Here is a 13451-nt window from a genome sequence, read left to right on the forward strand (position 1 = left end):
ACTATAAAATCAAGAAAAAAAGAGAGCAAGATAAAAGTCCGCACCTGCTATCTTGCTCACCTAAAATGATATTATTCAGCTTGAATTACAACTTTACCATTATAATGACCACATTCTGAGCATACGCGATGTGGCATTTTCATTTCATGACACTGGGGACATTCAACCAACCCTGGGACGGTTAATTTCCAATTAGCACGACGCTTATCCCGACGTGACTTCGACATTTTACGCTTAGGTACCGCCATCTATTTCCACCTCCTTAACTGCATCAAAAAAGCATAGGCAATAACAAGCTGCTATCCCTAGTGAACTGTCTACTCTGAAATCATAATTACTTCACGGGCCTTTTTCCGTAATGCTTCGTTGTCGTCAGCTTACATATATCCGATATGCGCGCCTCCTCCGCCTCGCCTTGCGAAAAAATTCCCGCGAATTCTTTTACGCTTTCAAAGTAAACAGACCACTAGTCAAATAATTTACCTAATGCCAAAAAGCGCGGATCTATTTTATTTTCCCGGCAATTACAGGTTGTAAAATTCAAATTTACACCACAATCCGGACATAATCCCAAACAATCTTCGCTGCATAAAATTTTTAAAGGCTCAGATAACAGAAGAGTTTCCCAAATTAGTTCGGTTATGTCAATTTCGTCGTCGGAAAAAAAATATATATCTTTATTATCAGTAGTATCATAGACATCTGCAGCATTAGAGTCTGCTTCTCTATAATCTGCAACAAATGGCAAATCTAAATTAACTGTTACCTGTTCAAGACATCTACTACAACACTGGTTAACGGTGGCGAAAACCATTCCTTGTACTTCAAAAAGCGAGCCCGCTCCTTTGTTAGTAACGAAACCTTCAACCTTTACATGCCCGCTCGCCCAAAAAGAATCCCTGCTTTCTTTGGCAAGTACAGATTCAATTGGGGCGTCAAAAGAAAAAGGTTGACTGCTGCTGGCGCTGCTCTTTATGGGCAAAATCTTAATTTTCATCAAATTCCACCTCAACCTTCATCTATTATAGCGATAGCACTATGCTTTGTCAAGCCGATAAGCACGGGGTAAATTTATTTCGCCGGGTTGGGAAACAAAAAAGAAACAGCGCAGGGAACGCCCAGTCGTTCCCTGCGCTAAACTAAAAAGATTTGAATTATATTTAGGCAAGATTGCTGCAGATTTCTTTAGTATCCCGGGCAATAACCAACTCTTCGTTGGTCGGTATTACGAATATTTTTACTTTCGCGCCATCCACATTAATTTCCTGTTCTTTACCACGAATGTTGTTTTTCACAGGGTCAATACTGGTCCCCAGGAACTCTAAACCATTGCAAATTTTTTCCCGCATAGAAATCGAATTCTCGCCCAAGCCTGCGGTAAATACAATAACATCTACACCGCCCATAGCTGCGGCATAGGAACCAATATACTTACGAACCCTGTAAGCGAACATTTCTAAGGCCAGTTCCGCCCGTTCATTGCCATTATTAGCGGCAGTCTCAACATCCCGGAAGTCGCTGGATACCCCGGATACACCCAGTACACCCGATTTTTTATTCATATAATTATCCATTTGTTCTGCCGTCATGTTCTCTTTTTTCATGAGGAAAGGTATAATAGCAGGATCCATGTCGCCGGAACGGGTGCCCATCACCAAGCCTTCAAGAGGGGTTAACCCCATGCTGGTATCAATGCATTCGCCATATTTAACGGCTGCAACACTAGCGCCATTGCCAAGGTGACAAGTAATGATCCGAAGATTGGAAATAGACTCGTTCAACAGTTCGGCTACCCGTTGGGATACATATCTATGAGATGTGCCATGGAAGCCATATCTTCTGACGCTATATTTCTCATATGCTTCATAAGGAATAGCATACAGGTAGGCATATTGGGGCATAGTTTGATGGAAACCGGTATCAAATACAGTCACCTGCGGCACACCAGGCATTAATTCGCCACAGGCATTAATGCCTATAATATTAGCCGGATTATGAAGTGGACCCAATTCAATACATTCTTCCACTGCCTTCATTACAGGCGGAGAAACGAGCACGGAAGCGGAAAATTTCTCTCCGCCATGGAGGACACGGTGTCCAACTGCTTTGATTTCTTTCATGCTGGCGATAACGCCATGTTTAGTATCGGTAAGCGCTTCCAACACCAGTTGAATGCCGATACTATGGTTTTTTATGTCGGTATTGGTAACTACTTTATCTTTGCCCCTGGGTTGATGGGTCCAGACAGAACCTTCAAGGCCAATACGTTCAACCAAACCACTAGCCAAAACAGATTCGTCCGCCATATCAAAAAGCTTATACTTAATTGACGAGCTACCACAATTGAATACTAAAATTTTCAAACAGAAAACCTCCCTAAAAATTAAAATGTATACGGTTTTCAGAAATAATTTACTGTCGTAATGTTAAAATACAACTAAATAAGTAAATAATTTTTGAATTCCATATAGGTGCAGACAGTTCAGACTACAAGCCCATGGCCTGAACTATTGTACTTTTTATGTTCCGAATACTGTATTTTCGACAAACGCTTTGTTTTCCCTTCAAAGTAAATGTGTTATTAGTAAATAATTTCACAACTCTATAATCTTATATATGTTGACATTATAGGCCATATAGACAGTACAATACAAATAGGTGATGAAAAATATGATTATTGTGGGTATAATTGCTGAATACAACCCTTTTCATAACGGACACCTATGGCATATAAACCAGGTACGGAAAAATTTGCGAGCAGATTATATTATTGCCGGAATAAGCGGTAATTTTGTTCAGCGTGGCGAACCCGCTATTTTTGACAAGTGGTCCAGAGCAGAAATGGCAATTAAATGCGGCGTTGATCTCGTCGTCGAGCTTCCTTTTGTTTTCGCAGTACGCAGTGCCCAGTATTTTGCCGGCGGCGGTGTTCGCCTTCTGGCCAGCCTCGGCATAAATCATCTCTCTTTTGGTGCGGAGTGTGCGGACTTAAAACTCCTTAGCTCAGTTGTCAAGCAAACAGACCACCCGGATGTTTTAAAAAAAGTAAAGGTTAATTTAAAAGCCGGCCATCAGTATGCCGCTGCCCTTACAACTGCGATCGCTGACCAAGCAGGAATCAGTATGGACGTATTAAATAAGCCCAACAATATTTTAGCGATTGAATATATCAAGGCAATAAAAAAATATGCTCCTACTATTATGCCTGTCCCAATTCAAAGATATCTGGCTAATCATCACGGCGAGACAATCAACTCCGCGATTGCCAGTGCAACAGCACTGCGGCAGTCTTTGCTGAAACAAGCAGCGACCATTTCCGACAATAGCGTTAAGACAGCGCTTCCGCCTACCAGTACAGAATGTATCGAGCAACTATTGCGCTCAGGCAGCGGACCTGTCCAATTAGATAGCTTTTCGACTATAATATTATCTTTACTTCGCAACAAGAGCCTTACCCAAATTGCAGAGATTCCGGAAGTGGGCGAGGGGCTTCACAATCGTATTAAGAACTCCGCTATCCGAGCAAAAAATGCGACGGAATTGCTCATCTGGCTTAAAAGCAAGCGCTACCCCCAAACCCGGCTCCAAAGGATACTAATACATACATTAGTTGGAACAACCAAAAGCCAAATTGAATGTTTCGACCATAGCGGCCCTTTATACGGGCGTATCCTAGGCTTTAACACGAAAGGACGGCAGTTCATTAAAGAAATTGGCAAACAATGCTCTATTCCCTTAGTAACCAAAACCAGCCATTTTCTTAATTCAAAAGAGCGCAGTCTTGATTCACTGGAACCCCATAAGACTATGCTTGCTATCGACACTCTGGCCACAGATGTGTATACTTTAGGGTTACCTAACGAAAAATGGCGCTCAGGCGGCTGGGATTTTTTACGCTCCCCGGTTTTTATTCCGAATTAGTCAGCATATGCTGAATATCCGGAATTACGCTCAGTGCCGCTTGCGCGCCGAGTTCTACACATTCATCCATTGAGTCAAACGAGCTTGGTGAGATATGAGCAATAGCGGGCTGAATCAGAATATCACAATCGTCCTCTCTTTGTTTAAATAAAGCCTTCTCCATAATATCTATGGCCTGGACAATGACATCGAACATATTGTTAATATTCCCAACAGTTCCTGCATGAGCCAAATCGACGGCAATTACTATATCAGCTCCCATCCGGCGGGCTACATCGATGGGTGTTGGATTGAGTACTGCACCGTCTACCAATAGCAATCCATCCATTTCATATGGGTTAAAGATTCCCGGTACAGATATGCTTGCCCTGACGGCTTTAGCCACATCCCCCTCAGTAAAAATATATTCTTTGCCGGATATAAGGTCAGTAGCAACCACTGCTAAAGGGATATTTAACTGATCAAAACTTTTTTGCCTTGTTAGCAGTTTGATTGTTGCCATCGCCCGTTCCCCAGATATAATTCCCATTTGGGGAATGACAAAATCAATCCAATGACGTCTTCTTAGATTTTTCCCTAACTTAATGATTGTATCCGGGTCTAGGCCGGCGGAATACAAAGCCCCGATCAGGCTGCCAATGCTGCATCCTGCTATATAATCTATCGGTATATTGTTTTCTTCTAAGACCTTTATAACCCCCACATGAGTCAAACCTCTAAGACCACCTGACCCTAGTGCTAGACCAACTTTGGGACGCAAGGAACTCCCTCCTTATGGTTCTGTGTTTTTTTCTCCACCGCAAACAGTTATATTACCTCTGCCTGTTCAATATATATATTATCAAACCGCTCGGGTCGGAGGAGGAGATTATTTTATGCAAATATGGGGCAGAGGCAGGCGTTACCGTTCCCGCCTTCTGGCATATTTTATGGCTTTCAGCGCTGTATTTATTACAGTTTCAATGGTAACGTATCCAAAAGATGCCTTTGACTCAGCTATACAAGGGTTAAACTTATGGTGGAATGTAGTGTTTCCTTCCTTATTGCCCTTTTTTATTTTATCTGAAATTCTTATGGGATTAGGCGTTGTCCATTTTATCGGTGTATTGTTAGAACCCTTAATGCGACCAATATTTAATGTGCCGGGAATAGGGGCGTTTGCTATGTCTATGGGGTTGGCATCAGGATATCCTATGGATGCGGTAATAACTTGTAAATTTCGCAAAAATCAGATGTGTACAGCAGTTGAAGCCGAGCGATTATTATCATTTACTAATACGGCCGATCCATTGTTTATGTTTGGCGCTGTAGCTGTTGGCATGTTTGGCATGCCTGAACTTGGCGCAGCTATTGCTTTAGCACACTATTTATCCAGTTTCTTGGTCGGAGTAATTTTTCGCTTTCATGGCCGAAGCCGCGACTCCTATAACAAAGAAGTTATCCCTAAAGGCAATATCTTAGCCAGGGCCTTTCGGGCACTGTACAGAGCCCGCCAAGAAGATAAACGTTCTCCTGGTCAGTTGTTAGGTGACTCAGTGAAATCATCAATGAATACAATTCTTTTAATCGGTGGTTTCATCATTCTTTTTTCAGTGTTTCTGCGGATCTTATCAGTGCTTGGTATTACAGACATAACAGCCATCATATCCTCCGCTGCATTAGGGTTGATAGGTTTTAGTCCAAACCTGTCCTCTGCTGTAGTCAGCGGTTTTTTTTGAAATCGATATTGGCGCCTTGGCTGCAAGTCAGGCGAATGCCCCTCTCCTGCAAAAAGTCGCGATTACCAGCGCAATTATCGCTTGGAGCGGCCTTTCGGTTCACGGGCAAGTAGCAAGTATTGTAATCGAATCCGGCATCCGAATGGGACCGTATATGGTTGCAAGGTTATTACATGCAATTTTAGCTATGGGAATTACTATACTGCTGCTAGGTCCAGCCTACAATGTAACTAAATTATTGTCTATTCCGGTGACATTGAATCTCGCTCAGACAAATAGCCTAAGTTTTTGGCTCGTTAGAATGGAACAAGTCGGTTATCAAATCTGTGTCTTGCTGGCAATTTTATTGACCTTATCAATCGCTTTCCATATTGCCAGAGGCCTGTATAGCTATATAAGCAGATAACGCAGATTATAACATACCCTTCTTAAATAAATAAGGCTTGCACCTGTTCTATGCGAACGGCGTAAGCCCGCCTTTAAAATCTATGTTTGATTTCTTTTGGATTGCTGCAACTCTCGCTGCCCCTGCCGAATTACTTCTAATGACCTTTCCACATTGTCAGCTAAATGCTTAAATACATCTTCAGCATATGTCAGGGCATCATTTGAAAGATTCTGGGCTGCTTGGTGAGCCTTAAACATTATTTCATTTGCTTGTTCTTGGGCTTGCTTAGTAATAATATTTTCATCTGTAAGTTTTATAACATAACTTTTTGCCTGTTCCATAATCATTTGGGCCTCTTTTTGGGCTTCATCTATTACTCTTTGCCGCTCTTCGACAATACGCTTGGCCTCAATGATTTCTTTAGGAAGCTGTTCGCGGATTTCATCCAAAAACCTAGCTATTTCGTCTTCTTCGATAATCCGCTTATTGGTAAAGGGTACCCGCGCAGCTTCCAACAGTATGTTTTCCATATCTTCCAGTAAGTTTTCTATGCTCATACTCCACTCCCTTTCTCTCTACATCCCTAACTCTCGTGTATTCTCTGGATAATCCGTTCCTTTAAGCAGGTTGGAACAAGCCCGTCGATTGGTCCGCCGAATTTGGCCAACTCTTTAATACCGCTGGAGCTTACAAAAGAAAATTCGTTACTTGTCATCATGAAAATTGTTTCTATCATGGGATCAATTTTTTTTATTAATAATGCCCGCTGAAATTCATATTCAAAATCGCTTAAAGCCCGTAAACCTCTCACGATTACATTACTATTCTGCTTTTTTACATAATCACTTAGTAAACCGGAAAAATAATCGACTTTGATGTTAGGAATGTCTTGGGTGGCAATAGTGAGCATCTCTACTCTTTCTTGCATAGAAAATAACGGCTTTTTATTCGGATTGTGGAATACTGCGACAATTAACAACTCAACCATTTTACTCGCTCGAAAAAAAATATCCAAATGGCCATTTGTAACAGGATCAAAACTACCTGGACAAACTGCGATACGCATGTTATTTTCCTCCTGAGCAGATTATTTCTTGGGCTTGAATAATAAACTAATGCTTGTTTCGCCAAATCGTTCTGCGCGTAATAACTCTAGATTGTCCCATATTGCTTCAACAGGTTCGTGTTTCGAATGTTCTACGACAATAACCCCTCCCTCTCTAAGTACGGCGATGGAGTCTAGTTTACGCAACACCTTGTTAACTAATCCTCTATTATATGGGGGATCGACAAATATCATATCGAAGGTCTTTCCTATATTTAACAGTTTGTCTAGGGTCTTCAAAGCTTCTCTGTGCATAGTCTCCGAATAATCACTAAGTTTAGTGAGAGCTATGTTTTCCTTCACCACTGCCAAACTGGCCGGATTATTGTCGACAAATAAAGCATATTCTGCTCCACGGCTGAGTGCTTCCAATCCTAAATTTCCAGTACCGGCAAAAAGATCAAGTACGTGAGAGTCAGTCAAAATGCCTTCAAATTGACCAATGTTCAGAATTTCTAATATGTTAAAAAGAGACTCCTTAACCCGGTCTGCAGTAGGGCGGACGTCAAGTCCTTTTGGCACCTTTAGTTTGGTTCCTTTGGCACGTCCGGTAATTATTCTCATTATTAAACCTCAAACCTCTATAAGCTAAAACATATAAAGCGCACTGCTGATAAAAGTTATTCGACTTTATTAATTTTAACATATCTCAACAATATATTTACAGTTTTTTAGAAAAATCATAATATATCCATAGAAAAAATCAAAAAAAATTAGTACTTTCTGTACTGATAAAAAAACCGGGCTTTTTTACCCGTCGGTCATTAGCCTGTTACACGCGATAAGCACCCCAAAATCTGGCTTGATAATACGGCAATTAATTCGACATATATTCCAAAACTCCTGTATAAGTTTATGAATAATGCTAAATAATACCTTTATGCTAAGGAATCAATGCCTATACTGCCGTAGTTGTGTACATTGCTGATTATTGACAATCCGCTTTTGAATGTGTATACTTAGTAAATGTGAGTGCGGGGCGTAGCGCAGTTTGGTAGCGCGCTTGGTTCGGGACCAAGAGGCCGCAGGTTCGAATCCTGTCGCCCCGACCAGCTACGGAGGGATTCCCGAGCGGCCAAAGGGAGCAGACTGTAAATCTGCCGGTTATACCTTCGGTGGTTCGAATCCACCTCCCTCCACCAAATTTAGGGGCGTAGCCAAGTCGGTAAGGCAACGGACTTTGACTCCGTCATGCGTTGGTTCGAGTCCAGCCGCCCCTGCCATACCGATTATGTTGAGTTGAGACAAATGTCTCAGCTTTTTTTAAAATATAGAAGATCCCATGCAAAAGATTCGTTGGAGGATTCTCCTCCGCCGAGCTATAAAGTGGACTGCTACTTATGAAGTAGCAGTCTTCGAATTAGATCAATCACACACGCCACAACGTTTGCAGCCTGCCTTACATGGGGCTGTGAACTGACTTTCCTGTGCTTTTCCATATTCTGCAATAAGGTATGATCGATCAAACCCCATATCCAAGTTGTCCCAAGGGAAAACTTCATCAGCATCCCGCTTTCGGTATAAATAAAATGCTTCATCCAAATTATTTTCTTTCGCGGCCCGACGCCAACCGATTCCAGATTCCTTTATTACCGCGTCAAACAATACCTTTCCCAGCCGTCTGTCACCACGGGACAAAACTCCTTGAATATAGGCCTCCTTGGGCGATTCAATTAACACTTCGATGCCTTTGATTGATTTGAGAGATGCTTGAATGTGTTTTAAGTGAGATGTCACTAAATCCATATAAGCCATCGGCAGCCACTGAAAAGGAGTAAAAGGCTTAGGAATAAACGGATTGATACTTAGAGTAAGGGTTCCTTTGCTACCCAGCTTTCTCATATTTTCTTTTATATTAACCGCCATATGAATGATAGCCTGAATATCTTCTTCGGTCTCACCAGGTAACCCTACCATCACATATAACCGGACGTTGGGAATACCTGCAGCTATAGCAGCAGCAACTGCCGCATACAACTCCTCATCCGTTATCTGTTTGTTAATTATTCTACGCATCTTTTCACTTCCCGCTTCAGGAGCCAGGGTAATTGTCCTATGACCGCTGGCCGCAAGTGCTTGCGCCAGTCCGCTAGTTAGAGTATCGGCTCTTAAAGATGCAACCGACAATGTCATCCCGTCAGCCAGAATGCTCTTACACAATTTGTCAATTTGCGGATAGTCCGAAATGGCCGCCCCCATAAGTCCAACTTTGTTACAATACCGTTTCGCTCTGTTTACAGCCTGAAGAATACTTTCCAAAGACCGCACTCTTGGCTGCCGGAAGCAGTACCCCGCCATGCAAAAGCGACAATGCCTCCCACAACCTCTTGCCACTTCAATTAAATACATATCCTTAAACTCGGTATCTGCGGCGACAACAACTGTTTCAGCCGGATATCTCTCTAAATTTTTAACGTACCGGCGTTTTACTTTAAGCGGAGCATGAGTTGACCGTTTGTAACCGGCAATCGTTCCATCAGGATTGTACAAAGGTTTATAAAGACTTGGTATATAAAGGCCTTCAATCTGCGCCAGATTAAGCAAAGTTCCCTCACGCGTTACGTTTTGCTGCCGTGAAAGGTAATACGTATCCAGCAGTTCATGTATGACTTCTTCCCCTTCTCCAACTATGCATACATCCACAAAATCCGCCAGAGGTTCGGGATTGAAAGTTGCGCAAGGACCGCCGATGATGACCAAAGGATCTTCTTCGCCTCTCTCGGAATCATATATAGGAACTTTTCCAAGTGCCAACATACTTAGCATATTAAAATAATCCATCTCAAATGAGACCGCAAAGGCAATCAGCGGAAATTCATATAAAGGTAGCTGATTTTCCAGGCTGAGTAACGGTGTCTTCGTCCTCATATACTCCTGCGCAACTTTTTTTTCCGGAAGGAAGAAACGTTCACAGCGAGTATCGCCACGACCGTTGATTTGTTCGTAAATAATATGCAGCCCCAAATTAGACATACCCACATGATAACTATTAGGATATATCAACGCCATAGGTTGACGGAATCCTGGTGAACTGATAATTGTTCCCCGCTCCGACGCTACAGTTTTCTTCAGTTGTTCTCTTAGATTCCAAGACATATAACCACTCCAATTAACAACTGAAATCTACGCCCTCATCTGATTCGCCGGATCTTCCCATAAAACAGCCTGACCATGAGCTAAAGAGCAAGGCACATCAATCAATCGTTGATTGCAAGAACCACGGAACGCAAGTCGTAAATCTTTTTCTTCCTGGCGGTATAGCCCATCAACCAAAATGTCAGTTAGAGATAGTAATTGTCTGACGCCGGGGTGAATAACCCCCAGCCCCAGCAATTGTTCAAATGTATATCCTGTATATGTAACAATATTTAGGCCACGTTTTTTTAAAAGTTTAGCTAAATGGGCAAACGAAAGATATTGCAGGAAAGGATCCCCGCCTGAAAAAGTAATGCCGTGTATTAGTCGATTCCGGTTAAGCGCCTGTTCAATGACTCCATAAAGATCAGTCACACTCATTGCCTGTCCGCCATTAGGGTCGTGGGTATCCGGATTATGACAACCTATACAACGGTGAGGGCAACCTTGAGCAAAAACTACCAGACGAATGCCCGGACCATCCACAACGCTTTCTTTTGTAATACCTGCGATTCGTATTTCCATGCTATGGCTATGCCTCCCCGCTTATATGTGATACACTCTGTTACCCAATTCTGTACGTTTGGCGTCGTTAAATCGGTCAACCGTGCTTAAATATCCGGTAATGCGTCTAACCCGTCTAATGCTGGTCATACCGCAGGAAGGACATTTATCATCAGCAATAACACCTATATAACCGCATTCTTCACAAAAATCTACCGGGAAATTAAAACCTGCATAGCCGAAATCATTCTGCCGCATATAGCGAATGAGCTCCTCCAGAGCACCTAAGTTGTTGATTGGCGGTGAGCTAAACTCAACATAACTGATGTGACCGGCATTGGTATACTTGTGATATATACCTTCCAATTTGATTTTATCATAAGCGCTAATTGGGTAATCGACAGGTATATGGAAAGAATTAGTATAATACTCTTTATCCGTAACTCCGGGAATGATTCCAAAATCTTTACGATCAATCTTTACAAAGCGCCCGGATAAGCCCTCTGCCGGTGTCGCTAATAAAGTATAATTCAGGTTGTAATACTCGGCTGCCCGATCTACTTTATCTCTCATGAAAGCAACAATTTCTTCGCCTAATATTTGGGCCTCGTCATTTTCGCCGTGATGACTTCCTGTAAGAGCAGTAAGAGTTTCCGCCAAGCCGATAAATCCAACAGATAAAGTTCCGTGCTTGATTACGGACTCGATTGTATCTTCCAAAGCAAGCTTGTCGGAATCCAAATATAACCCTTGTCCCATTAAAAAGGGCATATCTTTTACTTTAAGTTTAGCCTGAATCTGATAACGATGATTTAACTGCTCGCAAGTCAAATCAATCAGATCAGCCAAACTTTGATAAAACTTCATAAAGTTACGTTCTGCTTTAATTGCCAGCCGCGGCAAATTAATCGTAGTAAAACTAAGATTACCACGCCCGTCCGATACTTCAGGACCGCATCTGTTCGCCATAACCCGCGTACGGCATCCCATATATCCGACTTGATCTCCGTAAGACTTATTAAAGGAAGAGTCCATAAAACTAAATGTAGGGTTGAGACGTTGGGCAGCCACTCTAATAGCCAATTTTAATAAATCATAATTCGGGTCGCCAGGATTAAAATTTATCCCCTCTTTAAGCCGGAAGATTATATTGGGGAAAATTGGATTCTCTCCCCGCCCTAAACCCTTTTCATAGGCCAGTAACAAATTTTTAGTCACTGCCCGTCCGGCTGGAGAAGTATCTGTACCCAAATTTAGACTGGAAAAAGGAACTTGAGCGCCAGCGCGGGAGTGCATACTGTTTAGATTGAAAATAAGGGCTTCCATTGCTTGATACAATTCATCATCGTTTGATTTTTCCACAAAAGGAGCCATATCTCGATCAAAAAAAGCAAATGATTGACCCCCATGCATGTCATTTTGTGAACTTTGTAAAATGATGGCTGCCAACGCGGTAGCCGAAGCCGGTCGTTTAGGCGAACGGATATGACCGTGTCCAGTGTTAAAACCATTTTGTAACAGTTTTCCCAAGGGAATCTGAATACATGTTAAGGTCTTTCCATAAAAGTCTAAATCATGTATATGAAAATCGCCGCGCATATGGGCTTGCGAGATTTTGTCCGGAATAAGTCGGGTCAAATAGTATGCTTTGCTGGCCGCACTAGCGATTTGCAGCATTTTAGCGGATGGGGAATTAGACACATTGGCGTTTTCTTTACTAGTTTCAACTAATATTTCTGCTACGGCATCCATGAGTTCCGACTTGGCCTCTCTCATCCGGGTTCGCTTGTCCCTGTACAATATATAAGCTTTTGCAGTTCGGGCATGCCCTGTTTCAATTAGTATTTTTTCTACGGCATCTTGAATGTCTTCCACGCCAAATAGCCCGCCGTTGTATTTTTGCTTTAAATATTTTAAAACTTCCAAAGTGAGTTCTAAAGCTAATTGTCGGTCTGCTCCGCCTACAGCTTTAGCCGCCTTATAGATTGCTTCGGTAATTTTGGTTTCGTCAAAAGCTACTTCGCGTCCATCTCTTTTTTTTATTTTTACAAACATCGTCGCGTCCCTCACTTAAATCTAGACTTTTTTTTGAGTCTTCATCAAAGATTCCAATTCCTGCATAAAGTTATTAATATCAGCAAACTGACGATACACTGAAGCGAACCGCACATAAGCGACTTGATCTATTTCACTCAAATGCTGCATGACTGCTTCACCAATTTGACGACTGGACACTTCCCGCTCCATGCTGTTGCGAAGCTCTTTTTCAATTTTGTCAATGGACTCTTCGATTACCCCAATCGGGACAGGGCGTTTTTCGCAGGCCCGTAATACCCCGTTTAATAATTTACGGCGATCATACATCTCGCGGCGTCCGTCCTTCTTAATTATTATTAAAGGAATTTCTTCTACGGCTTCGTAAGTAGTAAACCGCTTAATGCAACCTAGGCATTCCCGACGCCGTCTGATTGAAGCGCCTTCTTCGGCTGCGCGTGAATCAATTACCTTACTCTCAGCATATCCACAAAACGGACATCGCATATATTTCGAAACCTCCTGCCATCTTGTAGTTCTTTGCTTGCTCTGCCTGATAGGATATAATTTTTAATTTACGAAAAAAGCGTTGAACACTATATATTGTATCTGTCCTTTAAATTATACGCCATATATTGTATAATTC

At 42.1% G+C, this 13451-nt stretch carries 14 protein-coding genes and 3 tRNA genes; 6 read left to right on the forward strand and 11 right to left on the reverse strand.

Annotation, left to right across the window (positions count from 1 at the left end):
- Positions 1-71 precede the first annotated feature (71 nt).
- The 3 genes from rpmF to MAMMFC1_RS19460 form a co-directional block, all read right to left on the reverse strand.
- Positions 72-248: a 50S ribosomal protein L32 gene (gene rpmF, locus MAMMFC1_RS19450; RefSeq protein WP_126310090.1), complete on the reverse strand. Its 177-nt coding sequence runs from the start codon at positions 246-248 to the stop codon at positions 72-74.
- A 218-nt stretch (positions 249-466) separates the two neighbouring features.
- Positions 467-997, reverse strand: coding sequence for a YceD family protein (locus MAMMFC1_RS19455; RefSeq protein WP_126310091.1), 531 nt, complete (start codon positions 995-997; stop codon positions 467-469).
- A 163-nt stretch (positions 998-1160) separates the two neighbouring features.
- Positions 1161-2363 (reverse strand): acetate/propionate family kinase, encoded by a 1203-nt coding sequence (locus MAMMFC1_RS19460; protein ID WP_126310092.1) that lies wholly within the window; start codon positions 2361-2363, stop codon positions 1161-1163.
- 298 nt (positions 2364-2661) lie between these two features.
- On the opposite strand from MAMMFC1_RS19460, the gene MAMMFC1_RS19465 reads away from it, so the two are divergent.
- Positions 2662-3921 carry a nucleotidyltransferase gene (locus MAMMFC1_RS19465; RefSeq protein WP_232035840.1) on the forward strand — a complete coding sequence of 420 codons (1260 nt, stop codon included), beginning with the start codon at positions 2662-2664 and terminating at the stop codon, positions 3919-3921.
- Here MAMMFC1_RS19465 and MAMMFC1_RS19470 read toward each other — a convergent pair.
- Complete coding sequence (locus MAMMFC1_RS19470) at positions 3908-4681, reverse strand: patatin-like phospholipase family protein (protein ID WP_126310094.1); 774 nt, start codon at positions 4679-4681, stop codon at positions 3908-3910. The genes MAMMFC1_RS19465 and MAMMFC1_RS19470 overlap by 14 nt on opposite strands.
- 115 nt (positions 4682-4796) lie before the next feature.
- Here MAMMFC1_RS19470 and MAMMFC1_RS19475 point away from each other — a divergent pair, with 115 nt between their 5' ends.
- Both MAMMFC1_RS19475 and MAMMFC1_RS22495 read left to right on the forward strand, forming a co-directional pair.
- A complete protein-coding gene (locus tag MAMMFC1_RS19475) occupies positions 4797-5639 on the forward strand; it encodes a nucleoside recognition domain-containing protein (protein ID WP_232035558.1) in 843 nt (280 codons plus the stop codon).
- Between the two features lie 16 nt (positions 5640-5655).
- The gene (locus MAMMFC1_RS22495) at positions 5656-6045 is read left to right on the forward strand and encodes a hypothetical protein (RefSeq protein WP_232035561.1); all 390 of its coding nucleotides are present in this window, start codon (positions 5656-5658) and stop codon (positions 6043-6045) included.
- 80 nt (positions 6046-6125) lie between these two features.
- Here MAMMFC1_RS22495 and MAMMFC1_RS19480 read toward each other — a convergent pair whose 3' ends face one another.
- From MAMMFC1_RS19480 to rsmD, 3 genes are read right to left on the reverse strand one after another with little or no spacing between them, the layout of a single operon-like run.
- Positions 6126-6584, reverse strand: a complete 459-nt coding sequence (locus MAMMFC1_RS19480; protein ID WP_126310095.1) for an ATP synthase subunit B family protein — start codon at positions 6582-6584, stop codon at positions 6126-6128.
- A gap of 26 nt (positions 6585-6610) precedes the next feature.
- Positions 6611-7093: a pantetheine-phosphate adenylyltransferase gene (gene coaD, locus MAMMFC1_RS19485; protein ID WP_126310096.1), complete on the reverse strand. Its 483-nt coding sequence runs from the start codon at positions 7091-7093 to the stop codon at positions 6611-6613.
- A 21-nt stretch (positions 7094-7114) separates the two neighbouring features.
- Positions 7115-7696, reverse strand: coding sequence for a 16S rRNA (guanine(966)-N(2))-methyltransferase RsmD (gene rsmD, locus MAMMFC1_RS19490; RefSeq protein ID WP_126310097.1), 582 nt, complete (start codon positions 7694-7696; stop codon positions 7115-7117).
- A gap of 411 nt (positions 7697-8107) precedes the next feature.
- Here rsmD and MAMMFC1_RS19495 point away from each other — a divergent pair.
- From MAMMFC1_RS19495 to MAMMFC1_RS19505, 3 genes are all read left to right on the forward strand, one after another.
- Positions 8108-8184: transfer RNA gene (locus MAMMFC1_RS19495), tRNA-Pro, on the forward strand.
- 5 nt (positions 8185-8189) lie between these two features.
- Positions 8190-8274, forward strand: a tRNA-Tyr gene (locus MAMMFC1_RS19500).
- A gap of 5 nt (positions 8275-8279) precedes the next feature.
- Positions 8280-8355, forward strand: a tRNA-Gln gene (locus MAMMFC1_RS19505).
- Positions 8356-8497: 142 nt separating this feature from the next.
- Here the strand turns inward: MAMMFC1_RS19505 and MAMMFC1_RS19510 are convergent.
- The 4 genes from MAMMFC1_RS19510 to nrdR are packed head-to-tail and all read right to left on the reverse strand — an operon-like array spanning position 8498 to position 13312.
- On the reverse strand, positions 8498-10228 hold the full coding sequence (locus MAMMFC1_RS19510; RefSeq protein WP_126310098.1) for a TIGR03960 family B12-binding radical SAM protein: 1731 nt from the start codon (positions 10226-10228) through the stop codon (positions 8498-8500).
- Between the two features lie 27 nt (positions 10229-10255).
- The gene (gene nrdG / locus MAMMFC1_RS19515) at positions 10256-10792 is read right to left on the reverse strand and encodes an anaerobic ribonucleoside-triphosphate reductase activating protein (protein ID WP_126310099.1); all 537 of its coding nucleotides are present in this window, start codon (positions 10790-10792) and stop codon (positions 10256-10258) included.
- A 21-nt stretch (positions 10793-10813) separates the two neighbouring features.
- Positions 10814-12826 (reverse strand): anaerobic ribonucleoside-triphosphate reductase, encoded by a 2013-nt coding sequence (gene nrdD / locus MAMMFC1_RS19520; RefSeq protein ID WP_126310100.1) that lies wholly within the window; start codon positions 12824-12826, stop codon positions 10814-10816.
- A 21-nt stretch (positions 12827-12847) separates the two neighbouring features.
- Positions 12848-13312, reverse strand: a complete 465-nt coding sequence (nrdR, locus tag MAMMFC1_RS19525) for a transcriptional regulator NrdR (protein WP_126310101.1) — start codon at positions 13310-13312, stop codon at positions 12848-12850.
- Between the last annotated feature and the right edge of the window lie 139 nt (positions 13313-13451).

The sequence above is a fragment of the Methylomusa anaerophila genome (genome assembly GCF_003966895.1).
GTDB lineage: Bacteria > Bacillota > Negativicutes > Sporomusales > Sporomusaceae > Methylomusa > Methylomusa anaerophila.

Excerpts from the sequence above, each read along its gene's own strand:
- rpmF (WP_126310090.1), bottom strand. The coding sequence starts at position 248 with ATGGCGGTACCTAAGCGTAAAATGTCGAAGTCACGTCGGGATAAGCGT.
- MAMMFC1_RS19455 (WP_126310091.1), bottom strand. The coding sequence starts at position 997 with ATGAAAATTAAGATTTTGCCCATAAAGAGCAGCGCCAGCAGCAGTCAA.
- MAMMFC1_RS19465 (WP_232035840.1), top strand. The coding sequence starts at position 2,662 with ATGAAAAATATGATTATTGTGGGTATAATTGCTGAATACAACCCTTTT.
- MAMMFC1_RS19475 (WP_232035558.1), top strand. The coding sequence starts at position 4,797 with ATGCAAATATGGGGCAGAGGCAGGCGTTACCGTTCCCGCCTTCTGGCA.
- MAMMFC1_RS19480 (WP_126310095.1), bottom strand. The coding sequence starts at position 6,584 with ATGAGCATAGAAAACTTACTGGAAGATATGGAAAACATACTGTTGGAA.
- coaD (WP_126310096.1), bottom strand. The coding sequence starts at position 7,093 with ATGCGTATCGCAGTTTGTCCAGGTAGTTTTGATCCTGTTACAAATGGC.
- rsmD (WP_126310097.1), bottom strand. The coding sequence starts at position 7,696 with ATGAGAATAATTACCGGACGTGCCAAAGGAACCAAACTAAAGGTGCCA.
- MAMMFC1_RS19510 (WP_126310098.1), bottom strand. The coding sequence starts at position 10,228 with ATGTCTTGGAATCTAAGAGAACAACTGAAGAAAACTGTAGCGTCGGAG.
- nrdG (WP_126310099.1), bottom strand. The coding sequence starts at position 10,792 with ATGGAAATACGAATCGCAGGTATTACAAAAGAAAGCGTTGTGGATGGT.
- nrdD (WP_126310100.1), bottom strand. The coding sequence starts at position 12,826 with ATGTTTGTAAAAATAAAAAAAAGAGATGGACGCGAAGTAGCTTTTGAC.
- nrdR (WP_126310101.1), bottom strand. The coding sequence starts at position 13,312 with ATGCGATGTCCGTTTTGTGGATATGCTGAGAGTAAGGTAATTGATTCA.